We start from the raw sequence: 23,302 nt of genomic DNA, 5'->3' as shown, positions 1-23,302 counted from the left end.
TCGTTATTTCTCCTGTCCGATTCGTTATGGAGCGAATGATCCGTGCGCATCGCCGCAGGAAGGCCGCCGGACGGCTCCGGAGTGGAGTCGACTCCTGAAGGAAGCGCGGAACGAAAACCGACGGCGGGCGGCCCCGGGGAAAGGGGTCGCCCGCCGTCGGGACGGTGACGGCTCAACTGTTGATGGTGTAGCTGTCGCCGTAGACCTTCCACTTCAGCGGCGGGTTGAGGTCGAAGTTCTTGGCGTTGAGGAAGACCATCTGCTCGGTGTCCACCCGGCTGGTGTCGGAGTGGGCCTCCTCCTTCTTCATGACCACCTTGCGGGCGTCCAGGAAGGCCTTGAGGTAGGTGGCCTCGTCGCCGCCCTGGGCGGGAGTCTTGGCCTTCTTCAGGGCGGCGGCGCGGATGCCGCCGAAGCTGTCCGAGCTGTTGCCCGGCCCGTGCATGACGATGGCGTCGTAGTAGGCGAACTGGCCGAGCGCACCCAGACCGTCCTTCTTCGCCTGGCTGACGGCGGGGTTGAAGTACACCCGGTCGCGCTCGTCGTTCTGGGCCTGCTGGAAGACGGTGTCCTTGGCGGCGGCGGCCCAGTCGCGCTCGAACGCGGAGCCGAGGCCGGCGTGCGAGTCGGTGCCGTTGACCTTCTTCAGCGCGGGCAGGTACTTCGCCAGGACGTTGCCGGGCTTGAGGTCGGTGTAGTGCTGGACCAGCTCCAGCATGTCACCGGTGCCGGAACAGAAGCCGATGATGCCGGCGGTGTAGCCCCGGCCGTCCTTGATGTCCTCGATGTACTTGTACTGGGCCTTCCAGTCCAGCGACGAGTTCTCCGCGCTGGACACCAGCTGCATGGCGATGTCCTTCTTGTGCGGGTCGTCCAGCCCGACGCCCTTGAGCTGGACGGCCGGGGCCGGGGCGGCCTGGGCCGCCGAGGTGGCCGCGACGGTGAGGGGCGCGGCCACCAGGGCGGCGGCAAGGGCGATGCGGAGGGCGCGACGGGGCTGAGGGCGCATGGGACGCTCCGATTCCTCGATGGGTTAGGAAACTTTCCTAACGAGAAGGAAACGCCGTCCGCCCGCACTCCCGCAAGGGTTTTGACGGAAACTCTTCAAGTGATCAAGGGACCCGCCGGTCAGACCGCCCTGCGCCGGACCCACCAGACCGCCGCCGCGCCCAGGACGACGGCGAGCGCGGTCGTCCAGCCGAACTCGATGAACTGGAAGGGCCAGTAGCGACTTTCCGGCTGGTAGGACTCGTGCAGCGAGTAGCCGCCCTCGCCCAGCAGCTTCTGGGCTCCGTAGTAGTCACCGCCCAGGTCGTACAGTCGGCCGAGGCCGAGCGTGTTCCCCGCCGGGTCGGTGACCCAGAGGCCGCCCTCCCAGCGGTGGTCGAGCGAGGTCTGGGCGAGCGTGTGCACCGTGTCCTGGAGCGGAGCGCGGTAGTGGAACCGCAGCGACTCGGCCACCAGGGTGGTCGCGACCGAGGCCACCACCCCGATCCCCACCGCCACCACCGTCCGCCGCAGCACGGCCCCGGCGAGCGCGGACAGCGCGAAGACCAGCAGCACCCGGCCGACCAGCGCGGGCGGGGCGCTGGTGAACACCAGCGGAGCGAACCGGCCCCCGCCGGCCGCCAGCGGAGTGATCCACCAGTTGAGCACCGCCGCCGTCAGGACCGTCACCACGGCCAGCACGCCGCCGACGACGACCAGCCCGCCGACCGTCCACCGGGTGCGGCCGGCCCCCTGCGTCCAGGCGAAGCGCACGGTGCCGTGCTCGAACTCCCGGGCGAGCAGCGGAGCCCCGACGAACGCCCCGAGGGCGCCGCCCAGGAAGTAGACCACGTTCCCGCCGACCGCCAGTTCGGCGCCGTACTCGCGCAGGAACTCCTTCCACCGCTCGTTGCAGGTCCGCAGTGCCATGTCGCACCCGGCCGCACCGGAGCGGTCGAGCCCGGCATGGACGTAGTACCCGGTGACGGCCAGCACGAGGAGCAGCCCGGCGAGGACGCCCAGGAGGGTCCGCAGCGCCGGTCGGTGGCGCAGCCCGGCCGCCCGCAGGACGGCGGAGCGGGGCGGGGCGAGGGTCAGGGAGCTCACGACAGCAGGACCTTCTCGTTCGGACGGACGGCCCCGCGCGGGCCGGGCAGTGCGGAGGCGGTCGGCTCCCGCAGGTAGGCGAGCACCAACTCCTCCAGGCCGACGCGCTGTTGGCGCCAGCCGGCGGAGACGGGGGCGTCCACGCCGCCGGTGCGGACCAGCAGGTGGGACTGCGCGTCGGCCCGGCGGTCGCGGACCACCGGCAGCTGCTCGGCGATCCGGTCCGCCTCGGCGGTCGGGCCGGTGAGCATCCGGTGGCCGCCCAGGAGGTCGTCGACCTCTCCCGCCACCTGGACCCGGCCGCCGCCGAGCACCACCAGGTAGTCGCAGCTCTGCTGCAGCTCGCTGACGGCGTGCGAGGAGAACATCACCGAGAGGCCGTCCTCGGCCACCGCGGTCAGCAGCACGGCCATGAAGTCGTGCCGGGCGAGCGGGTCGAGCGCGGCCAACGGCTCGTCCAGGAGCAGCAGTTCGGGGCGCTTGGCGAGTGCCAGGGCGAGCGAGACCTGGGCCTGCTGGCCACCGGAGAGGCGTCCGTACTTGCGCTCCAGCGGGATGCCGAGGCCCTCCAGGTGGGCGCGCGCCCGGGCGTCGTCCCAGCGGCGGTTGAGGTGGCGGCCCATCGCGAGCAGGTCCCGTACGGGCAGGCCCGGGTAGAGCGCGGCGTTCTGGGCGACGAAGCCGATCCGGTCCAAGGCCCGCGGCGAGCCGGGGAGTTGGTCACCGAGGACGGTCATGACGCCCTCGCTCGGCAGGGTCAGGCCGGCGGCAAGCCCGAGCAGCGTGGTCTTGCCGGCGCCGTTCGGGCCGACCAGGGCCACCACGTGCCCGGCGGGGACGGCGAGATGGCAGTCCCGCAGGGCCCAGGAGCGGCGGTAGCGCTTGCCGATCCCGCCGCAGTCGATCACGTTGTCCGTCGCCATCACGCCACCACCCCGTCGCGCCCCTCACGCAGGTCGCGCAGCGCGTCCTCGAACACCGCGACCATCCCCTCCTCGTCCAGCCCGGCGGCTCCCGCCGCGCGCATCCAGTCCAGCAACCCCCGCCGCAGCGCGGCCCGTTCGCGCAGCGGCACCACCCCGGCGGGCAGCCCCCGCACGAAGGTGCCCTGACCCCGACGGCCGGCCGCGAGGCCGCGGTGCTCCAGCTCGCGGTACGCCTTGAGCACGGTGTTCGGGTTGATCGCCAGCCCGGCCACCACCTCGCGCACCCGGGGAAGCCGGTCCCCCTCGGTCAACCAGCCCATCCGCAGCGCCTGTTCGACCTGTTGCACCAACTGCAGGTAGGTCGGGACACCGGAGGCCGGGTCCAGGCGGAACTCGATGGGCGAGGGCCGGTCGTCACCTTTATCTACTTCCATAGGTAAAGAGATAAGCGATGGACTGATGCCACGTCAAGCCCGGGCGCGGGTCGAATCCGGGCAGCACGAAGGGCCCCGCCCCCGGACCGGGTGGTCCGGGGGCGGGGCCCCTGCTCTGGGCGCTACCGCATCAGGCGCCGCGCAGCACCGCTCCGGTACGGGCGACGGCCTCGGCGACGGCCGCCTCGCGGGCGGCGGTGGCCTCGTCGGCGGTCAGGGTGCGGTCGACGGCACGGAAGCGCAGCGCGTACGCCAGCGACTTCTTGCCCTCGCCCACCTGCTCGCCGGTGAACACGTCGAACAGCCGGATGGCCTCCAGCAGTTCGCCGGCGCCGGTACGCAGCGCGGACTCGACGTCGGCGGCCGGAACCGCGGTGTCGACGATCAGCGCGACGTCCTGGGTGGCCACCGGGAAGCCGGAGACCGTCGGGCCGTTGACCCGCCGGGCACCGTCGGCGGTGAGCAGGTCGACGTCGATCTCCATCGCGGCGGTACGGGCCGGCAGGCCGAGCGCCTTGACCACCCGCGGGTGCAGCTCACCGGCGTGGCCGACCACCCGGTCGGTGCCGGTGACGACCAGCTCGGCGCAGCGGCCCGGGTGCCAGGGCGCCAGCTGGCCCTGGCGGACGGTCAGCTCGACGCCGGCCGCGCGGGCCACCGTGCGGGCCGCCTCGACGGCGTCCGCCCAGAAGGCCTGCGAGCCCTTGCCCCACCAGCCCGACGGCAGCCGCTCGCCCGCGAGGGCGACGGCGATCCGGCGCGGCTGGTCCGGCAGCGCGGCGTCCAGCTCGGCCAGCTCCTCGGTGCTGGGCCGGTGGTCGACGGCCGGGCGCGGGGCCACGGACAGCTCGTCCTTGGGAAGGAAGACGGTGCCGGCCTCGAAGATCGCCAGGTCGGTGTTGCCGCGGCCGATGTTGCGACGCAGCGCACCGAGCAGGCCCGGCAGCAGCGTGGTGCGCAGCGCCGGCTCCTCGTCGTTGAGCGGGTTGACCAGCTTGACCGTACGGCGGCGGCGGTCGTCCGACTCCAGGCCGAGCGCGTCCCAGGCCGCCTCGCCGAGGAACGGGTAGTTGTTGACCTCGACGTAGCCGGCCCCGGCCAGCGCGACGCCGATCCGGCGGCTGACCCGCTGGGCCTCGGTCAGGCCCTTGCCCGGCGGCACGTCGGGCATCCGGGCGGGGACGTTGTCGTAGCCCTCCAGCCGGATGACCTCCTCGGCGAGGTCGTACGGGTCGGTGAGGTCGGGGCGCCAGGTCGGCGGGGTGACCTCAAGGACGTCGGCGCCGGAGACCGAGCAGCCGACCTCCTGCAGGCGCCGGGTGACGGTCTCGCGGCCGTACTCCGTGCCGGCCACCCGGTCGGGCAGGTCGGCGGCGATGGTGATGGTGCGCACCGGGTGCGGGGCGGCGATGTCGGTGACCCCGGCCTCGGCGGTGCCGCCGGCGATCAGGACCAGCAGGTCGACGGCGCGCTGCGCGGCGGCACGGGCGGCCTCCGGGTCGACGCCGCGCTCGAAGCGCTTGGACGCCTCGGAGGGCAGCTTGTGCCGCTTGGCGGTGCGGGCGATGGCGACCGGGTCGAAGTGCGCCGCCTCGATGATCACCTCGGTGGTGCCCGGGCCGGCGGCCGGGTCGAGGATCTCGGTGGAGGCGCCGCCCATGACACCGGCCAGCCCGATCGGGCCGCTGTTGTCGCAGATCAGCAGGTCCTCGCCGGCGAGCTTGCGCTCGACGCCGTCGAGGGTGGTGAGGCTCTCGCCCTGCTCCGCCCGGCGGACCGTGATCGGGCCGTTCACGCGCTGCTTGTCGTAGGCGTGCAGCGGCTGGCCGACTTCGAGCATCACGTAGTTGGTGATGTCGACGGTCAGCGAGATCGGGCGGATGCCCGACTTCTGCAGGCGGCGCTGCAGCCAGATCGGGGACTTGGCGTTCGGGTCGACGCCGACGACCGTGCGGGCCACGAAACGGTCGCAGCCGGCCGGGTCGTTGACCTTGACCAGGTAGCCGAAGGAGTTGGCCGGCGGCACGTCGAGCAGCGCCGGGTCGGCCAGCGGCAGCCCGTACGCGGCGGCGGCCTCGCGGGCCACGCCGCGCATGGACAGGCAGTAGCCGCGGTCCGGGGTGACGGCGATGTCGAGCACCTCGTCGACGAGCTGGAGCAGCTCGATGGCGTCGGTGCCGGGCTCGTACTCCGGCGGGAGCACGATGATGCCGTGGTGGTCGTCGCCCATGCCCAGCTCGCGGGCGGAGCAGATCATGCCGGCCGAGGTCTGGCCGTAGGTCTTGCGGGCCGCGATCGGGAAGGGGCCGGGCAGCACGGCGCCGGGGAGCACGACCACGACCTTGTCGCCGACGGCGAAGTTGGTCGCGCCGCAGACGATCTCCTGGGGCTCGCCGGTGCCGTTGGCGTCGCCGACGTTGACGAAGCAGTGCCGGATCGGCTTCTTGAAGCCGGCCAGCTCCTCGATGGAGAGCACCTCGCCGACCACCAGCGGACCCTTGAGGTCGGCGCCGATCTGCTCGACGGTCTCGACCTCCAGGCCGGCCCGGACCAGACGCTCCGCGACGTCACGGCCGGTCGCGCCGGTCGGCAGGTCGACGTACTCGCGCAGCCAGGAAAGCGGGACGCGCATCAGATCTCCATCCCGAACGGGAGGGTGAAGCGCACGTCACCCTCGACCATGTCGCGCATGTCGGCGACGTTGTGACGATTCATCAGGATCCGCTCCAGGCCCAGGCCGAAGGCGAACCCGCTGTAGCGGTTGGGGTCGACACCGCAGGCGACCAGCACCCGCGGGTTGACCACGCCGCAGCCGCCGAGCTCGATCCAGCCCTCGGAGGAGCAGGTGCGGCACGGGCGGTCCGGGTTGCCGACGCTCGCACCCAGGCACACGAAGCACTGCAGGTCGACCTCGGCCGACGGCTCGGTGAACGGGAAGTACGAGGGCCGCCAGCGCAGCTCCAGGTGGTCGCCGATCAGCTTCTCGACCAGGACCTCGATGGTGCCCTTGAGGTCGGCGAAGGTGATGCCCTCGTCCACCGCGAGGCCCTCGACCTGGCGGAAGACCGGCGTGTGGGTGGCGTCCAGCTCGTCCGTCCGGTAGACCCGGCCGGGGCAGACCACGTAGATGGGGGGCTCGCGGTCGAGCATGGTGCGGGCCTGGACCGGGGAGGTCTGGGTGCGCAGCACCACGCCGGAGTCGGCGGAGCCGTCCGGGGCCCGGACGAAGAAGGTGTCCTGCATCGAGCGAGCCGGGTGGTCCGGGCCCAGGTTGAGGGCGTCGAAGTTGAGCCACTCGGCCTCGACCTCGGGGCCCTCGGCGACCTGGTAGCCCATCGCGACGAAGGTGTCCTCGATGCGCTCGGCCATGGTGGTCAGCGGGTGCCGGGCGCCGCGCGGGGCGCGGTCGTACGGCAGCGTGACGTCCACCGCCTCCTCGACCAGCACGCGGGCGTCGCGCTCCGCCTCCAGCTCGGCCTGCCGCTTGGCGAGGGCCTGGTTGACGGCGCCGCGGGCCTGGCCGATCAGCTTGCCGGCGGCGGCCTTGGCGTGCGGGGGCAGGGCGCCGATCTCGCGGTTGGCGAGCGAGAGCGGGGACCGGTCGCCGGTGTGGGCGACCTTGGCCTGCTTCAGCTCGTCCAGGGTGCTGGCGGCGGCGAAGGCGGCGACGGCCTCGTCCCGCGCCTGCTCCACCACCTCGGGCTTGAGGGCCTCGACCTCGACCGGGTCGTACGACTTGTTGGGTGCCGACATCTCTATCTTTCCCGTGCTCCTGCTCGTCCGTGCTCAGGTGTGTGGGTTCGCCTTCGCGCCACGCCCGGCGGGGCCGGGGCACGGGCAGCCGGTTTCCGTTCGCCGGAGGCTCACGGGAGTGGGTGTCCGCGGCTCAGCCGCGCAGGGCGTTGCTCGACGCCAAAGGTCGAGTGTAGTCGCAGCGCGTAGCGCCGCTGCCGCGATGCCCGTCCGGCGGGACTCCGGCGCTCGTTCAGAGCATGAAGTCGGGCACACCGGCGGGCAGGATAAATCGGAACCGGGCGCCGCCGCCGGGCGCGCGGTCGACGCGGATCGAGCCGCCGTGGGCCTCCACGATGCCCTTGACGATATAGAGGCCCAGGCCCGTGCCGCCGCGCTTGGAGCCGCGCCAGAAGCGGGTGAAGACGCGCGGCATCGACTCCTCGGGGATGCCGCTGCCTTCGTCGCTCACGGTGACCGCTGTGCCTTCCACGATGCGGGGCGGGGTGCCGGAGCGCTCCCAGACGGGTGCCTCGACGACCTCCTTGGCCGGTGCCACCTCGATCGTGACAGTTCCCTCGCCGTGCCGCACGGCATTTTCCAGCAGGTTGGCGAGCACCTGGTCGACCTTGTCCGGGTCGGCCCACAGGACGGTCAGCGGCTCGCTGACCCGGACGTCGAAGCGCTCCTCGGGGATGCCGGTGGCGACCTTGCGCTCGACGTGCCGGCGCACCGCCGCGACCAGGTCGACCACCTGCTTGCGCAGCTCCAGCCGCCCGGCGTCGATCCGGGAGATGTCCAGCAGCTCCGCGATCAGCCGGGTGACCCGGTCGGCGTCGGCGTCCACCGTCTCCAGCATCAGCCGCTTCTGCCCGTCGGTGAACCGCTCCCACTTGGCCAGCAGCGTCGCCGTGAAGCCCTTGACGCTGGTCAGCGGGGAGCGCAGCTCGTGCGCGACGGTGGCGATCAGCTCGGCGTGGCTGCGCTCGGTCCGGCGCCGGGCCTCGGTGCCGCGCAGGGCGATCACCAGGCGCTCCAGCGGCCCGCACGGCACCGCGCGGACGTACCGGGCGGAGACCAGCACCTCGTGGCCGCCGGGCAGCAGCAGGTTGCGCTCCGGCTGGCGGGTGCGGATGGCCAGGCCGCCGTACGGGTCGGTCAGCTGCCACCAGCGGCGGCCGTCCAGGTCCTCCAGCGGGAGGACGTCCTCCAGCCCGAAGCCGAGCGCGGCCTCCGGGAGCACGCCGGTGAGCCGGGCCGCGGCCCGGTTGAAGCAGACCACCCGGCCCAGCGCGTCGGCGACCACCAGGCCGTCCGGCAGGTCGTCCGGGTCGAGCTCTGGCCCGTTGCCGACCATGGGTTGCCTCCCCGATTACCCACCGTGCCTATGCCCCCACCGAGGCAGACCCTAGCGCCTCGCAGGCCCCCGCAGTAGGGCTTGCGGGGCGGATCGCCCGGGCCCGGCGGGATCCGCCCGGCGAGCCGCGGGTACCACGGGGCGATCCGGTGCGCCCCGGGTGCGTCAGGCGTTCGAACGGCAGCCGCCGGGCGAACGCTGCGCCCGGGCCGACGCGTACAGGCAGACGGCCGCGGCGGTGGCCAGGTTGAGGCTCTCGGCGTGACCGTGGATCGGGACGCGCACGACCTCGTCGGTGAGCGCGCGGGTCTCCTCCGGGAGCCCCCACGCCTCGTTGCCGAACACCCACGCGCCGGGCGCGCCCAGAGTGCCCTCGTCCAGCTCCTGGTCCAGGTCGCGCTCCCCCGCGCCGTCCGCGGCGAGCACCCGGATCCCGGCCTCGCGCAGCTTCCCGACAGCCTCCTCGACCGGCACGCCGACGGCCACCGGCAGGTGGAAGAGGCTGCCCACGGAGGCGCGGACGGCCTTCGGGTTGTACAGGTCCACCGAGGCGTCGGTGAGCACCACGGCGTCCGCGCCGGCCGCGTCGGCGGTGCGCAGCACCGTGCCGGCGTTCCCGGGGTCGCGCACGTGCGCGAGGATCGCGACGAGCTTCGGGCGGGCCTTGAGCACGTCGTCGAACGGGGTGTCGATGAAGCGGCAGAGCGCCACGATGCCCTGCGGGGTCACGGTGTCGCAGATGTCGGCGATCACCTCGTCGGTGGCGGTCAGCACGGGCAGCCCCTCGGCCAGGGTGGCCTCGACGATGCCGGCGTGCCGCTCGGCCGCCTCCGGGGTCACGTAGACCTCGACCACGGCGTGCTCGCCCGTGCCCGGCAGCCTGCCGAAGGCGACGGCCTCCCGGACGGCCTGCGGGCCCTCGGCCAGGAAGCGGCGCTCCTTGGTGCGCTGGTTGCGCTTGGCCAGCCGGCGGGCGGCGACGACGCGCGGCGAGCGCAGGGAGGTCAGCAGGGGGGTGTCGGTGCTCGGCATGGTCTCGATCTCTGGAGGCGCAGGCGGACGGCGGTCGCTGAGGGGCGGAAATGCAGAACCGGACCCGCAGGCGAGCCTGCGGGTCCGGTCAGAGCTCAACCGATCTCGGAAGATCAGGCGGCGTCGGCGGCGGCCTTCGGGGCGTTCACGTCGGCCGGGAGCGCCTTCTGGGCGACCTCGACCAGGGAGGCGAACGCACCCGGGTCGTTGACGGCCAGGTCGGCCAGCATCTTGCGGTCGATCTCGACGCTGGCGGCCTTCAGGCCCTGCACGAAGCGGTTGTAGGTGATGCCGTTGGCACGGGCCGCAGCGTTGATGCGCTGGATCCACAGCTGACGGAAGTCGCCCTTGCGCTTCTTGCGGTCGTTGAAGTTGTAGACCAGCGAGTGGGTGACCTGCTCCTTGGCCTTGCGGTACAGGCGCGAACGCTGGCCCCGGTAGCCGCTGGCGCGCTCCAGGATGACCCGGCGCTTCTTGTGGGCGTTGACTGCCCGCTTGACGCGTGCCACTTCATTACTCCTTGGGTTGGACCACGGACTACTTCACGTGGTCCGTCATTCGAATGGGTCGGGAAGGATCAGCTGCCCCGCTCACGGCTCGCGCCGGGCGGGAGGGCGATCACTTGCCGAGAAGCTTCTTGATCTTCTTGGCGTCAGCGGGGGCCAGCTCGATCGTCCCGGCCAGCTTGCGGGTCAGCGTCGAGGGCTTGTGCTCCAGGAGGTGGCGGCGGCCGGCGCGCTCGCGCAGCACCTTGCCAGAGCCACTGATCTTGAAGCGCTTGCTGGCGCCACTGTGCGTCTTCTGCTTCGGCATTTCGCCGTATCTCCTCGTCGGTCCCGTTCACGCCCGCGCAGCGTCTGCCACACGGGCGTGAACTGGATGGATCTGCGGTGACCGGGCGGGCTGCCCGGTCACCCTAGGGGGCCGGTCTCCCGGACTGCCCTGGGCCGGTGAAGGCTCAGGCGCCCTGGGACGCGGCCGGCTGCTCGACCGGAGCGTCGGCCTCGACGGCCGGCGCCTCGGCCGGGGCGTCCTGCGCCTCGGTCACGGCGTCGTCGGCCATCGCGTCCTCGGCCACCGCGTCGTCGGCCATCTCGTCGTCGACCTCGGGGGCGGCGTCGGAGCCGGGGGTGCGGCCCTGACGCTCGGCCTTGCGGGCGTCCGCGAGGGCGCGGGCCTCGGCCATCGCCTCGGTCTTCTTCTTGTGCGGGCCAAGAACCATGATCATGTTACGGCCGTCCTGCTTGGGCGAGGACTCGACGAAGCCCAGGTCCTGGACGTCGTCGGCGAGCCGCTGCAGCAGGCGGAAGCCCAGCTCGGGGCGGGACTGCTCACGACCACGGAACATGATCGTGATCTTGACCTTGTCGCCCTGCTTGAGGAACCGGACGACGTGACCCTTCTTGGTGTCATAGTCGTGCGGGTCGATCTTCGGCCGGAGCTTCATCTCCTTGATGACCGTGTGCGCCTGGTTCTTGCGCGCCTCACGAGCCTTCATGGCCGACTCGTACTTGAACTTTCCGTAGTCCATGAGCTTGCACACCGGCGGCCGGGCGGTCGCCGCGACCTCGACCAGGTCGAGGTCGTACTCCTGCGCGAGCTCCAGCGCCTTGGCAAGCGGCACGATGCCGACCTGCTCGCCGCTGGGACCGACGAGTCGCACCTCCGGAACGCGGATCCGGTCGTTGATGCGGGGCTCGGTGCTGATGGGGCCTCCTCGGTTGCACCTTCTGCGATGCGGCCGTCGGACGGCGGTCGCACGTAGTGGACTCGACCACTGGGCGGGGCTTCATTCGTGCTGCGCTGCCCGGCACCTTCCGGCACCGCCGCACCCGCGACACGAAAAAAGCCCCGCTCGGTACAAGCGGGGCTCCACACAACCGGGGGCTGCGCCCGGTGAGGGGCGCTGCGGCGACTCGGCGCCAGGCGCCCGTCGCGGACCGGGACCCGTCGACCGCGAGGCCGATCAGGTGGGAGACTTTCGCGGTTGCCCTCTCGGGCCTCCTCAGTGGAGCCTCCACTTGCTGGCCAGGCGCCCATACGGGATCCCGGCCGGTCAGTCTCGAAGCATACAGGGCCGGGAGGTCCGACGCCATTCCGCCCCGGCGCACTGCCTTCCCGGCGCGCCACGGAGCCCTTGTACGCTCCACGTGTACCCACACGGCACGACGGAACGAGCCCCCCTTGAGCAGCGAGCCCACCCAGACCCCCGGCACGGACGACGACGCGATCGGCTTCGACGACCTCACCCGCGACATCGCCGAGGTCCCGGCCGTCGAGGTGATCACCACCGTCGCCGTGCACCTGATGAGCGCGGCCGCCGTCAAGTGCGGTCTCGCCGAGGGCGGCGAGAAGGACAAGGACCTGGACGAGGCCCGCAAGCTGATCACCGCGCTGGCCGGGCTGGTCACCGCCGGCGCGCCGGAGATCAGCAACTTCCACGCCGCCCCGCTGCGCGACGGCCTGCGCTCGCTGCAGCTCGCCTTCCGCGAGGCCTCCATCGTCCCCGACGCGCCGGGCGCGGGCCCGGGCGAGAAGTTCACCGGGCCGGTCTACTCCTGAGACGGTTCGAAAGGGCCTCCACCTACCAGAGCCGGTAGGTGGAGGCCCTTCGTCGTTCCTTACCGCTTGTGGAGCGGCTCACCCGGCAGTTCCGCGCTCGCCGGCAGCACCGCGAGCTCCAGCCCCCGGTCCAGCCGCACCCGCAGCACCGGGTCGGCGGCCACCCCCTGGCCGAGCCGCTGCACGGCCTCCACCAGCCCCGACTGGTCCAGCGCCGGGTCGAACACCACCGCGATCACCCCGTCCGAGTCCCCGGAGGCCGCCAGCAGCCCGCTGACCACGTGCGGCTCGGCCGCCAGCAGCGCCCGGACCGCCTCGCGCACCTCCGGGTCCAGCGCCGGCGGCACGAACGGACGGTTCTCCGCGAGCGCCCGCAGCCGTGCGCCGCTCAGCTGGAATGCCACCGGGCCGGCCGGGTCGATCAGCAGGGTGTCGGCGCGCTCCGAGAAGGCCACCATCGCGGCCTGCGGGGCGGCCGTCGGCGCCGGGCGGGCGTCGGCGCGCCAGCGGGCGAGCGACTCCAGCGACGTGAAGGCGGGCAGCGCGCGGCGCCCGTCCGGCGCCTCCAGCACCGGGACGGCCATGTCGCTGGTCTTCTCGTGCTTGTGCCCGTGCTCGTCCACCTCGACCTCGCCGAGGATCGCCACGATCGGGACCATCAGCCGGGTGGGGGTCAGCGCCGCCAGCACCTCGGGCTCGGCCGCGCGGTCCTGCGACCAGCGGGCGAGGGCCTCGACGAGCGCCGGGTCGGCGGTGCCGTCGTCGTCGCCGAAGCCGGGGTCCGGGATGTTCTTGCCGACGAACGCCGGGTTGGAGAAGTCTTTGCGGTCCACCCGACCGACCCTATGCCACCGCACCCGACCGGCCCGATTTCCCCGCACGCGCCCCCTACCCACCGGTAGCCCGCTGTGGCACCCTGCGCCCATGGTGATCCTCGACGCACCCGCGCCCGCCCCGGTCTCCGACCGCCTCCGGTACGACCGCGCCACCGCCCACCTGGACGGGCCGGTGGCCGTCGTGGACCTCGCCGCCTTCGACGCCAACGCCGCCGACCTGGTGCGCCGGGCGGGCGGCAAGCCGATCCGGGTCGCCAGCAAGTCGGTGCGCTGCCGGGCGCTGCTGGAGCGGGTACTGGCCATGGACGGCTTCGCCGGGGTCATGAGCTTCACCCTGGACGAGTCGCTCTGGCTGGCCCGCGGCGGCGTCCGGGACGTCCTGCTCGCCTACCCCTCCGCCGACCGGGACGGGTTCGCCGAACTCACCGCCGACCCGGAGACCGCCCGGCAGATCACCGTCGTCCTGGACGACCCGGACCAGCTGGACCTGATCGACAAGGCCCGCACGGGCGACGCCGAGGTGCGGGTCTGCCTGGAGCTGGACACAGCCCTGCACCTGCTCGGCGGCCGGGTCCGGGTGGGCGCCCGGCGCTCGCCGCTGCGCACCCCCGAGGACCTCGGCGCCTTCGCCGAACTCGTCCAGCACCGCCGGGGCTTCCGGGTGGTCGGCCTGATGGCGTACGAGGGACACGTCGCCGGAGTGGGCGACCGGGTGCCCGGACGGCCGGTGCGCTCGCGGCTGATCCGGCTGATGCAGACCAAGGCCCGGGCCGAACTGGCCGAGCGGCGCGCGGCGGTGGTCCGCCGGCTGCGGCAGGTGGCCGAGCTGGAGTTCGTCAACGGCGGCGGCACCGGCAGCGTGGAGTCCACGGTGGCCGAGCGCGCCGTCACCGAGGTGGCGGCCGGCTCCGGGCTGTACCAGCCGCAGCTGTTCGACAACTACCGCTCGTTCCGGGGCCGTCCGGCAGCCCTGTTCGGCCAGCCGGTGGTGCGCCGCCCCGGCCTCGGCGTGGTGACGGTGCTCGGCGGCGGCTACCCGGCCTCCGGCGCGGCCGGCCCGGACCGCTCGCCGGTGCCGTACCTCCCGCCGGGCCTGCGCTACGACCCGATGGAGGGCGCAGGCGAGGTCCAGACCCCGCTGCTCGGCTCGGCCGCCGACGACCTGCTGATCGGCGACCGGGTCTGGTTCCGGCACGCCAAGGCGGGCGAGCTGTGCGAGCGCTTCGCGGAACTGCACCTGATCGAGGGCGAGAGCGTCGTCCGGACCGTCCCGACGTACCGGGGTGAGGGAAAGACGTTCCTCTGACGTTTCGTCCGCCTCTGCCCTACCGTGGTGCCGACAGCAGCAAGGGAACACGGAGGGGCGCATGGACGGCGAGCTCGTGCAGGAGATGGTGAGGTCCGGGGCGACCTCGGTGGCCGGGCTGATGGCCACGGCCGCATGGAACCAGGCCAGTTCGCGGATCGCCCGGCTGTTCGGGCGCGGTGAGCGGGACGCGGAGGCGAGCACCGAGCTGGAGGTGATCCGCGCCGAGGTGCTGGAGGCCGGCGGCGACGAGGAGATCCTGGCCGACCAGACCGCGGCCCTTCGCAACCGGCTGCGCGCCCTGTTCCGGGACAACCCGCAGGCGGCCGACGAACTCTTCGACATCCTCGCCGAGTTCGCTCCCGAGCAGTTCAGCAGGGACCCCGGCGGGACGTACATCATCAATGTGATCAGCGGGAGCTCGACCGTCACCGGCGACCTCGTGATCCAGGCCGGCACGGTCAACAAGGTCCACCGCCACTGACCTTTCCCCAGCCTTAACCAGGCCCGATGGAAGAGCTAACTCTGGCTTTCCATCGGGCCTTTGTGCTGCTCGGGGGCCTACAGTCCGTCAACAAGTGGTCCACGCGCGGCTATTGCGCTCTGGTCCAGACCAATTCTACGCTCGGGCCGGGGGCCGGGATCCGGGCCGACCGGCCCCCGAACGGGCAGGCGTGTCCGCTCTCCCCCACAACTCGCCCGGAACGACGGTCAAGGAGTCCCCACCCCATGTCCATCAAGCGAAGTGCCCTGTCCGTCGGCGTGGTCGGCGCCGCGGTCCTCGCGGTGGCCGCAACCACCGCCGGCACCGCCGTCGCCCACGGCACGATGACCAACCCCGTCAGCCGGGTCGCCGCCTGCTACGCGGAGGGCCCGGAGCACCCGGTGTCCCAGGTCTGCAAGGACCTCGTGGCCGCGAGCGGCACCCAGCCGCTGTACGACTGGAACGAGGTCAACATCGCCAACGCCGCCGGCAACCACCAGGCGCTGATCCCGGACGGCAAGCTCTGCTCGGCCAACCGCGACAAGTACCAGGCGCTGGACTGGCCGCGCACCGACTGGCCGGCCACCCCGGTCAAGGCGGGCGCGTTCACCTTCCAGTTCCGCACCACCGCGCCGCACGTCGGCACCCAGACCGTCTACATCACCAAGCCGAGCTACGACCCCACCAAGCCGCTGAAGTGGTCGGACCTCGACCCGGCCCCGGTGGCCCAGGTGCAGGTCACCCGGACCGCCACCGACGGGTACTACACCTACTCCGGCACCCTGCCGCAGCGCACCGGCCGCCAGCTGCTCTACATGGTCTGGCAGCGCAGCGACAGCCCGGAGGCGTTCTACAGCTGCTCCGACGTCGACTTCGGCTCGACCGCCGCCGCTGCCGCCCCGGCGCTCGCCGCGCAGGCCCCGGCCGCGCCCAGCGACGCCCAGATCGCGGCCGACGCGCCCAGGTCCACGGTCGCCCACCACGGCCACGGCGGGGACCCGAACGCCCCGGCCGGCCAGATCGTCCCGACCACCTCCGCCGCCGTGGCCGGCACCTCGGCCACCGGCCCGCTGCTGCTCGCCGGTGCCGCCGCGATCGGCGTCGGCTGGGCCGGCATGGTGCTCCGGCGCCGTCGTGTCGAGGCTGTTCGACGCGACTCCTGACGCCGGACGCGGGCACCGGGCCGGTCAGACCCCCGTCCGGCCCGGTTCCCGTGACTCCAGGACCCCCAGGACGCCGGAACGGCGGGGCCCCGGAACAAGGACATCGGAACGGCGGCGGCCCACCCGGGGGTTCCCTCCCGGGTGGGCCGCCGCCGTGTGAGGAGCGCGGGGCTCAGGTCGTGGTGCCCCCGGTGCCACCGGCGCCGCCGCCCGCGCCGCCGGGGCCGGAGCCCGGGCCCGAGCCGGGCAGCCCGGGGATGCTCGGCAGCTTGCCCTTGTAGTCCTTGATGCCCTTGACGATGGTGTCCATCACGGCGACGTCCGGCGCCTTGTCGGCAATGTCGAAGCCGAAGTGCACCGAGACCAGCGCCTTGCCGTCGGCGGACGGGAAGACCACGGTCTGCACGTAGCCGTTGTTGCCCTTGGCGGCGTCCACCTTCCAGCGGACCAGGTAGCCGTCCCGGCCGTTGACCTTGACCGCCTCGGACTTGAGCTCCTGGTGGCCGGTGATGTCGCCGTACGAGTCCTTGGCCGCCTTCTCGATGTCGGTCTTGGCCGCCGCCTGGGCGTCGGTCCCCGCACCGTCGATCCGTCCGGTGTTCGCCCCGCCGAGGGTGCACTCGTTGCCGCTGCCGTCGGGGCAGTCGTACGAACCGACGGTGATCATGGCGTAGCCGTTGCCGGTGGTTTCGGCCTGCCAGCCGTTCGGGACGGGCAGGGTGAGCCTGTTCACCATGTCGATCGACGTGTCGGCGCCGGGCCGGACACGGCCGTTGCCGTTGCCCTGACCGTTGCCGTTGCCCTGACCGTTGCCGTTGCCGTTGCCCTGGCCGTTGCCCTGGCCGTCCTGGCTGCCGCCGTCGCCGGAGCCCGGGTATCCACCCCAGGGGCCGAAGTTGCCGCGCGGGGTGTGCTGGGCGGTCGGCTTGGGCTTGTCCCCGTGGCCGTCCATCGCGAGGTAGGTGATCCCCGAACCCGCACCCAGGCCGAGCAGCGCGGCGACGGTGGTCGCCACGACCAGCTTGGACGGCTTGCGCCGGGTCTTGCGCGGCGGCACGGGCGCGCCGAAGGGGGTACCGAAGGGCGGCGGCTCCGGGTAGCGGACGCTCGGGCCGCTCTCCAGGACCTCGCCCTCCAGCACGGTGGGCTGCTCGGCCGTCCCCGGCTCCGACCCCGACCCCGGCGCCCACCCCGGGTCGCCGGCCGCCGCCGAGGCCTCCGGAGCGTCCGAGGCCTCCGGAGCGTCCGGGGCGTCCGGGGCCGGAGCACCGGCCGCTGCACCGGCCGCCTCCGGGGCGTCCGAGGATGCGGGCCGGGTGGCGCCCGTCCAGCCCTTGCCGTCCCACCACCGCTGCGTCGCCGGGTCGCCGGTGGTGGCCTTCGGGTCCGGGTACCACCCGGCGGGAATCTGCTCACTCACAGCAGAGAATCTAAAGGCAGCCGGATAAACGCGAAATCAGCGCGGCACGGAATTCCCGCGGTTTTCGATGAGATTACGGTGAGAAGGAGTGGCGGTCCCCCGCGGCGGTGCTCACAGCGGGGTGACGTACGCCCCGGAGATGCCGCCGTCCACCAGGAACTCGCTCGCCGTGACGAACGAGGAGTCGTCGCTGGCCAGGAAGGCCACCGCGGCCGCGATCTCCTCCGCCCTGGCGAACCGGCCGAGCGGGATGTGCACCAGTCGGCGGGCGGCCCGCTGCGGGTCCTCGGCGAACAGCTCGCGCAGCAGCGGGGTGTCCACCGGCCCCGGGGAGAGCGCGTTGACCCGGATCCCCTCGCGGGCGAACTGCACGCCCAGCTCGCGGGACATCGCGAGCACCCCGCCCTTGGAGGCGGTGTAGGAGATCTGCGAGGTGGCCGCGCCCATCCGGGCCACGAAGCTGGCGGTGTTGATGATCGAGCCGCGCCCGTGCCGGCGCATGTAGGGCAGCGCGGCCTTGCAGCACAGGTAGACCGAGGTCAGGTTGACCTCCTGGACCTTGCGCCAGGCGTCGAGGCCGGTGGTCAGGATCGAGTCGTCCTCCGGCGGCGAGATGCCGGCGTTGTTGAACGCCACGTCCACGCTGCCGTAGGTCTCGTACGCCTCGTCGAACAGTGCCTCGACCATGTACGGATCGGTGACGTCGGTGTGCACGAACAGCCCGCCGACCTCCTTGGCGGTGGCCCGCCCGGTCTCCTCGTCGAGGTCGGCGCAGACCACCTTCGCCCCCTCCGAGGCGAGTCGGCGGGCGGCGGCCAGGCCGATGCCGCTGCCCGCTCCGGTGACCACGGCGGTGCGGCCGACCAGCCGGCGGCAGACCACCTCCTCCTGCGCGGCGTGCTTCTGGCTCATCGGGCTGTCACTCCTCGCTCTGGCTGAAGACGTTCTCGGTCTCGGTGAAGCGGCGCGGCGCGTCCGGCCTCATGCCACGCATCCACCCGTCATCCGTCACATCCGTCGGTCATGCGTCACATCCGTTCGAAGGATCGGTAGCGCTCCCAGTCCGTGACGGCGCCGTCGTAGGCGGCCTGCTCGACCCGGGCCATGTTCAGGTAGTGGTCGACCACGTCGTCGCCGAAGGCCTCCCGGGCCAGTTCGCTCTGCGCCCACAACTCGGCGGCCTCGCGCAGCGATCCGGGCACCCGCGCGTACTCCTCCACCGCGTAGGCGTTGCCCAGGCAGGGGGTCGGCAGTTCCAGCTTGCGCTGCAGCCCGTACAGACCGGCCGCGATCATCCCGGCCACGGCGAGGTACGGGTTGACGTCGCCGCCGGGCACCCGGTTCTCCATCCGCAGGCCGGGGCCGTGGCCGACCACCCGGTAGGCGCAGGTGCGGTTGTCCCGGCCCCAGGCGACGGCGGTCGGGGCGAAGGAGCCGGGGCGGTAGCGCTTGTAGGAGTTGATGTTCGGGGCGTAGAGCACGCTGAACTCGCGCAGCGCCTTCAGCTGGCCGGCCAGGAAGTGCCGCATGGTGTCGGTCATCCGGCCGTCCCGGTCGGCGAAGGCCGGGGCGCCGACGGCGTCGCGCAGCGAGAGGTGGATGTGGCAGCTGTTGCCCTCGCGCTCGTCGTACTTGGCCATGAAGGTGAGCGCGCAGCCGAGTTGGGCGGCGATCTCCTTGGCCCCGGTCTTGTAGACGCTGTGCTGGTCGCAGGTGGTGAGGGCGTCGGCGTAGCGGAAGGCGATCTCGTGCTGGCCGAGGTTGCACTCGCCCTTGGCGGACTCCACGACCAGGCCGGCGCCGGCCATCTCGTTGCGGATCCGGGAGAGCAGCGGCTCGACCCGGGCGGTGCCCAGCATCGAGTAGTCCACGTTGTAGAGGTTCGCCGGGGTCAGGCCGCGGTAGCCGCCGAGCCAGGCCTGCTCGTAGGTGTCGCGGAAGACCAGGAACTCCAGTTCGGTGCCGATGTCGGCGGCCAGGCCGTACTCGGCGAGCCGGGCGATCTGGCGGCGCAGCAGCTGGCGCGGGGCGGCGTCCACCGGGTGGCCGCCGTGCCGGGCGAGGTCGGCGGTGACCTGGGCGGTGCCGGGCTGCCAGGGGGTCAGCCGCAGGGTGCCGAGGTCGGGGCGCATCGCGAAGTCGCCGTAGCCGGTGGCCCAGGAGGAGAACGCGTAGCCGTCCACGGTGTTCAGGTCGACGTCGACGGCCAGCAGGTAGTCGCAGGCCTCGGCGCCGTGCTCGGCGACCTCGTCGAGGAAGAACCGGGCGGCGAAGCGCTTGCCCTGCAGCCGGCCCTGCATGTCGGTGAAGGCGAGCGCGACCGTGTGCACCTCGCCGGCGTCCACCAGGGTGCGCAGCTCGTCCAGGGTCAGCGGCGGCCGGGGCGGCACGCCCGCGGCGGTGGTCCCGGACGTGGTGCGCTCCGGCGCGGCGTTCCCGGGGGTGGCGTTCCCGGGTGCGGTGGTTCCGGGTGCGGTGGTTCCGGGTGCGGTGGTTCCGGGTGCGGTGGTTCCGGGTGCGGTGGTTCCGGGGGTGGCGTTCTCGGGGGCGGCGTTCCCGGACATGGCGGAGCCCTCCTTCCTCGACGTCCTCGAATGACTCGATCACTCTTCGAGATCAAGCGGTCACAGCGAACCGTACGGCCTGCGACTCTCGGGGCGGAAGAGGGCGGACTGGTGTGGCGCGCCGATATGCGTGGTTGACGGTGGATCAGGTGGTTCGGGAGGAGAATGCGCGCCATGAATCGCAGGCCTTTGATCGGTGTCAGCACCTATCTGGTGGACGCGAGCTGGAGCGACTGGCGGGGCCGCCGGGTCGCCCTCGTGCCCGAGCGGTACACCGCGTACGTCCGGGACTCCGGCGGGATCGCCGTCCTGCTGCCGCCGGACGCCCCGGAACGGGCGCCGGAGGTGCTGGCCCGGCTGGACGCGCTGGTCATCGCGGGCGGGCCGGACATCGACCCGGCGTACTACGGGGAGCCGGCCCATCCGGCGACCGAGGTGGACTCGCCGGAGCGCGACGCCTGGGAGGTCGCGCTGCTGCGGGCGGCACTGGCGGCGGGGATGCCGCTGCTGGGGGTCTGCCGCGGGATGCAGGTCCTGAACGTGGTGTGCGGGGGGACGCTGGTGCAGCACCTGCCGGACGTGGTGCCGGTGGACGTGCACGGCGGGTCGCCGGGACGGTACGGCACGCACCTGGTGCGGCCGGTGCCGGGCACGCTGCTGGGCGGGCTGCTGCCGGAGTGCGAGGTGGAGGTGCCGACCTTCCACCACCAGGCCGTCGACCGGGTGGGCACGGGCCTGCGGGTGAGCGCCCACGCGCCGGACGGCACGGTCGAGGCGGTGGAGGGGCCGGGGTTCACGCTCGGGGTGCAGTGGCATCCGGAGCAGGGGGACGACCTGCGGCTGATGCGGGCGCTGGTACGGGCGGCCACCGCCGCCACCCTGGACGCCTCGGCCCTGGACGCCGCCTTGGACGCCGCCGTCCCGGATGCCGCGGCCGCGGGCGCCGCGGCCCTGGACCCGGTCGCGCTGGGGTAGCTCAACTGGGCGCGGGCGCAGGCGACATCGGCTGGTCGAAGGGGTGCGGAGTGCACCGGGTTCGGCCACCCGAACGGCAACGACAACGGTCACCAGTACAGCCTTTGGATCTTTGTCGATTCTGCGGTTCACTTCGGGTGCGGGGCGGTCGCGCCGCGCCCCCGTTCGCCTCGGTGCGCCCAGAGAGGACTTCCATGGCCAGGCACGAGCATTCGCACGATGATCATGCGCATGACCACGCACAGTCGAACGGGCACGGGCACGGCGCCGGACATTCGCACGGCGGGCACGGGGGTCACGGCGGGCACTCGCACGACATCGCCGCCGACGCGGACCGCCGCTGGCTGCTCAGCGCGCTCGCCCTGATCGTCGTCTTCATGGCCGGCGAGGTCGTGGTCGGCTTCGCCGCCCAGTCCCTCGCGCTGATCTCGGACGCGGCGCACATGCTCACCGACGCCGCCTCGATCGTGCTCGCCCTGGTCGCGATGCGGCTCGCCGCCCGCCCGGCCCGCGGCGGCTACACCTACGGCCTCAAGCGCGCCGAGATCCTCTCCGCGCAGGCCAACGGCGTCACCCTGCTGGTGCTGTCGGCCTGGCTGGGCTACGAGGCCGTCACCAGGCTGATCACGCCGCCCGACGTCACCGGCTCGCTGGTGCTGATCACCGCGCTGATCGGGATCGTGGTCAACATCGCGGCCGCCTGGTGCATGTCCAAGGCCAACCGCAGCTCGCTGAACGTCGAGGGCGCCTTCCAGCACGTCCTCACCGACCTGTACGCGTTCATCGCCACCGCCGTCGCCGGTCTGATCGTCCTGACCACCGGCTTCGCCCAGGCCGACGCCATCGCCTCGCTGATCGTCGTCGCACTGATGCTCAAGGCCGGCATCGGGCTCGTCCGGGACTCCGGGCGGATCTTCCTGGAGGCCGCCCCGGCCGGGATCGACCCCGACGCGGTGGCCGACCGGATGGTCACCGAACCGCTGGTCGAGGAGATCCACGACCTGCACATCTGGGAGATCACCTCCAACCAGCCGGCGCTGTCCGCGCACATCCTGGTCACCCCCGGCGGCGACTGCCACGCCGTCCGGCGCCGCCTCCAGCGCCGGCTCGCCGAGGAGTACGGCATCACCCACAGCACCCTCCAGGTCGACCACGTCGGCGAGGACGAGGCGGGCGCGCTGCTGCAGATCGCCGCCCCCGGCGACACGGCCGCCGAACACTGCGCCGACGCCCACGGGCCGGTCCACCGCGCCGGGCCCCACGAGCACTGAGAACCGGGACTCCGTCAGCGCGGTGCGGCATGATCTGTGACGTGACCGCACCGCGACTGATGCTGCTCGACTCCGCCAGCCTGTACTTCCGGGCCTACTTCGGCGTACCGGACACCCTGCGCTCGCCGCAGGGCGAGCCGGTCAACGCCGTCCGCGGCCTGCTGGACTTCATCGCCCGGCTGGTCCACGACCACCGCCCCGACCGGCTGGTGGCCTGTATGGACGCCGACTGGCGCCCGCAGTGGCGGGTGGACCTCGTCCCCTCGTACAAGACCCACCGGGTCGCCGAGGCCGCCGTGGACGGCGAGGAGGAGGTGCCCGACACGCTCGCCCCGCAGGTCCCGGTGATCGAGCAGGTGCTGGACGCGCTCGGCATCGCCCGGGTCGGCTCCCCCGGCTTCGAGGCGGACGACGTCATCGGCACCCTCACCGCCCGCGCCGAGGGCCCGGTGCAGATCGTCACCGGCGACCGCGACCTCTTCCAGCTGGTGGACGACGCCCGGGGGATCACGGTGCTCTACCCGGTCAAGGGCATGGGCAACCTGCAGGTCACCGACGACGCGCTGCTGCTGGAGAAGTACGGCGTGCGCGGTGCCCAGTACGCCGACATGGCCGCCCTGCGCGGTGACCCGTCGGACGGCCTGCCCGGGGTCAAGGGCATCGGCGAGAAGACCGCCGCCCAGCTGATCAACGAGTACGGCGACCTCCCGGCCATCCGCGCCGCCGCACTGGACGTGGGCTCCAGGCTCACCCCGGCCCGCCGCCGCAACATCGTCGAGGGCTCCGCCTACCTCGACGTCGCCCCGAAGGTCGTCCGCGTCGCCGCCGACGCCCCCCTCCCCGCCTTCGACCCGGCCCTCCCCCGCGAGCCCCTCGACCCGATGACCCTCGAGGAGCTCTCCGGCCGCTGGGGCCTCGGCACCTCCCTCGACCGCCTCCTTGAGGCCCTGGCCGCCCGCTGACCCCGCCCGCCGAAGGCCGGGAGGGGGCGGCCCTGATCGAATCGGGGAAGTCTGTGGCCGCAGGCCGGGTCCCTCGGTGGCGTCGTCGCCCCAGGCCGCGATGCCCACCCGGTTACGGGCACCGAGCTTGCGCTGGATGCTGGCGAGGTGGTTCTTCACCGTCCCCGGCGAGATGAACAGCCCC

At 72.8% G+C, this 23,302-nt stretch carries 22 protein-coding genes and 1 pseudogene; 7 read left to right on the top strand and 16 right to left on the bottom strand.

The window, feature by feature from the left end:
- Positions 1-172 precede the first annotated feature (172 nt).
- The 11 genes from ABTY56_RS29980 to infC all read right to left on the bottom strand — a co-directional run bounded on the left by ABTY56_RS29980 (position 173) and on the right by infC (position 11,283).
- Positions 173-1,009: a chitosanase gene (locus tag ABTY56_RS29980; protein ID WP_350632493.1), complete on the bottom strand. Its 837-nt coding sequence runs from the start codon at positions 1,007-1,009 to the stop codon at positions 173-175.
- A gap of 119 nt (positions 1,010-1,128) precedes the next feature.
- Positions 1,129-2,094 carry an ABC-2 membrane transporter-related protein gene (locus tag ABTY56_RS29975; RefSeq protein ID WP_350632492.1) on the bottom strand — a complete coding sequence of 322 codons (966 nt, stop codon included), beginning with the start codon at positions 2,092-2,094 and terminating at the stop codon, positions 1,129-1,131.
- Complete coding sequence (locus ABTY56_RS29970; protein WP_350632491.1) at positions 2,091-3,017, bottom strand: ATP-binding cassette domain-containing protein; 927 nt, start codon at positions 3,015-3,017, stop codon at positions 2,091-2,093. Before ABTY56_RS29970 ends, ABTY56_RS29975 begins: the two co-directional genes overlap by 4 nt.
- Entirely contained in the window at positions 3,017-3,454 is a 438-nt protein-coding gene (locus tag ABTY56_RS29965; RefSeq protein WP_350632490.1) for a GntR family transcriptional regulator, read from the bottom strand. The genes ABTY56_RS29970 and ABTY56_RS29965 overlap by 1 nt, the downstream gene beginning before the upstream one ends.
- Before the next feature lie 130 nt (positions 3,455-3,584).
- The gene (gene pheT / locus ABTY56_RS29960; RefSeq protein ID WP_350632489.1) at positions 3,585-6,086 is read right to left on the bottom strand and encodes a phenylalanine--tRNA ligase subunit beta; all 2,502 of its coding nucleotides are present in this window, start codon (positions 6,084-6,086) and stop codon (positions 3,585-3,587) included.
- Complete coding sequence (gene pheS, locus ABTY56_RS29955) at positions 6,086-7,207, bottom strand: phenylalanine--tRNA ligase subunit alpha (protein ID WP_350632488.1); 1,122 nt, start codon at positions 7,205-7,207, stop codon at positions 6,086-6,088. Before pheS ends, pheT begins: the two co-directional genes overlap by 1 nt.
- A gap of 232 nt (positions 7,208-7,439) precedes the next feature.
- Positions 7,440-8,543 carry a sensor histidine kinase gene (locus ABTY56_RS29950; RefSeq protein WP_350632487.1) on the bottom strand — a complete coding sequence of 368 codons (1,104 nt, stop codon included), beginning with the start codon at positions 8,541-8,543 and terminating at the stop codon, positions 7,440-7,442.
- Positions 8,544-8,708: 165 nt separating this feature from the next.
- On the bottom strand, positions 8,709-9,575 hold the full coding sequence (locus ABTY56_RS29945; RefSeq protein WP_350632486.1) for a TrmH family RNA methyltransferase: 867 nt from the start codon (positions 9,573-9,575) through the stop codon (positions 8,709-8,711).
- Between the two features lie 113 nt (positions 9,576-9,688).
- A complete protein-coding gene (gene rplT / locus ABTY56_RS29940) occupies positions 9,689-10,084 on the bottom strand; it encodes a 50S ribosomal protein L20 (RefSeq protein ID WP_030055649.1) in 396 nt (131 codons plus the stop codon).
- A 109-nt stretch (positions 10,085-10,193) separates the two neighbouring features.
- A complete protein-coding gene (gene rpmI, locus ABTY56_RS29935; protein WP_045701618.1) occupies positions 10,194-10,388 on the bottom strand; it encodes a 50S ribosomal protein L35 in 195 nt (64 codons plus the stop codon).
- A gap of 145 nt (positions 10,389-10,533) precedes the next feature.
- The gene (gene infC, locus ABTY56_RS29930) at positions 10,534-11,283 is read right to left on the bottom strand and encodes a translation initiation factor IF-3 (protein ID WP_350632524.1); all 750 of its coding nucleotides are present in this window, start codon (positions 11,281-11,283) and stop codon (positions 10,534-10,536) included.
- Positions 11,284-11,759: 476 nt separating this feature from the next.
- On the opposite strand from infC, the gene ABTY56_RS29925 reads away from it, so the two are divergent.
- Entirely contained in the window at positions 11,760-12,137 is a 378-nt protein-coding gene (locus tag ABTY56_RS29925; RefSeq protein WP_350632485.1) for a DUF1844 domain-containing protein, read from the top strand.
- Positions 12,138-12,196: 59 nt separating this feature from the next.
- Here the strand turns inward: ABTY56_RS29925 and ABTY56_RS29920 are convergent, their stop codons facing one another.
- The gene (locus ABTY56_RS29920) at positions 12,197-12,970 is read right to left on the bottom strand and encodes an SseB family protein (RefSeq protein ID WP_350632484.1); all 774 of its coding nucleotides are present in this window, start codon (positions 12,968-12,970) and stop codon (positions 12,197-12,199) included.
- A 91-nt stretch (positions 12,971-13,061) separates the two neighbouring features.
- On the opposite strand from ABTY56_RS29920, the gene ABTY56_RS29915 reads away from it, so the two are divergent.
- From ABTY56_RS29915 to ABTY56_RS29905, 3 genes are all read left to right on the top strand, one after another.
- A complete protein-coding gene (locus ABTY56_RS29915; protein ID WP_350632483.1) occupies positions 13,062-14,279 on the top strand; it encodes an amino acid deaminase/aldolase in 1,218 nt (405 codons plus the stop codon).
- 61 nt (positions 14,280-14,340) lie between these two features.
- Positions 14,341-14,763 (top strand): hypothetical protein, encoded by a 423-nt coding sequence (locus ABTY56_RS29910; protein WP_350632482.1) that lies wholly within the window; start codon positions 14,341-14,343, stop codon positions 14,761-14,763.
- A gap of 245 nt (positions 14,764-15,008) precedes the next feature.
- Positions 15,009-15,926, top strand: coding sequence for a lytic polysaccharide monooxygenase auxiliary activity family 9 protein (locus tag ABTY56_RS29905; RefSeq protein ID WP_350632481.1), 918 nt, complete (start codon positions 15,009-15,011; stop codon positions 15,924-15,926).
- A gap of 172 nt (positions 15,927-16,098) precedes the next feature.
- Here the strand turns inward: ABTY56_RS29905 and ABTY56_RS29900 are convergent, their stop codons facing one another.
- From ABTY56_RS29900 to ABTY56_RS29890, 3 genes are all read right to left on the bottom strand, one after another.
- Entirely contained in the window at positions 16,099-17,346 is a 1,248-nt protein-coding gene (locus ABTY56_RS29900; protein WP_350632480.1) for a DUF2510 domain-containing protein, read from the bottom strand.
- 111 nt (positions 17,347-17,457) lie between these two features.
- Positions 17,458-18,258, bottom strand: a complete 801-nt coding sequence (locus ABTY56_RS29895; RefSeq protein ID WP_350632479.1) for a 3-oxoacyl-ACP reductase — start codon at positions 18,256-18,258, stop codon at positions 17,458-17,460.
- Positions 18,259-18,374: 116 nt separating this feature from the next.
- Positions 18,375-19,910, bottom strand: a complete 1,536-nt coding sequence (locus tag ABTY56_RS29890; protein WP_350632478.1) for a glutamine synthetase family protein — start codon at positions 19,908-19,910, stop codon at positions 18,375-18,377.
- A 174-nt stretch (positions 19,911-20,084) separates the two neighbouring features.
- Here ABTY56_RS29890 and ABTY56_RS29885 point away from each other — a divergent pair, with 174 nt between their 5' ends.
- The 3 genes from ABTY56_RS29885 to ABTY56_RS29875 all read left to right on the top strand — a co-directional run bounded on the left by ABTY56_RS29885 (position 20,085) and on the right by ABTY56_RS29875 (position 23,118).
- Positions 20,085-20,885 carry a gamma-glutamyl-gamma-aminobutyrate hydrolase family protein gene (locus ABTY56_RS29885; protein WP_350632477.1) on the top strand — a complete coding sequence of 267 codons (801 nt, stop codon included), beginning with the start codon at positions 20,085-20,087 and terminating at the stop codon, positions 20,883-20,885.
- A 194-nt stretch (positions 20,886-21,079) separates the two neighbouring features.
- Complete coding sequence (locus ABTY56_RS29880; RefSeq protein ID WP_350632476.1) at positions 21,080-22,156, top strand: cation diffusion facilitator family transporter; 1,077 nt, start codon at positions 21,080-21,082, stop codon at positions 22,154-22,156.
- Between the two features lie 59 nt (positions 22,157-22,215).
- Positions 22,216-23,118, top strand: a complete 903-nt coding sequence (locus ABTY56_RS29875) for a 5'-3' exonuclease (protein WP_350632523.1) — start codon at positions 22,216-22,218, stop codon at positions 23,116-23,118.
- 90 nt (positions 23,119-23,208) lie between these two features.
- Here the strand turns inward: ABTY56_RS29875 and ABTY56_RS29870 are convergent.
- A pseudogene (locus tag ABTY56_RS29870) lies at positions 23,209-23,302 on the bottom strand (LuxR C-terminal-related transcriptional regulator); the annotation flags it as partial.

The organism is Kitasatospora sp. NPDC097691 (assembly GCF_040302665.1).
Taxonomy (GTDB): Bacteria; Actinomycetota; Actinomycetes; order Streptomycetales; family Streptomycetaceae; genus Kitasatospora.
The sequence above is the reverse complement of the archived record's forward strand: the minus strand, read 5'-3'. Positions and strand labels throughout refer to the sequence as shown.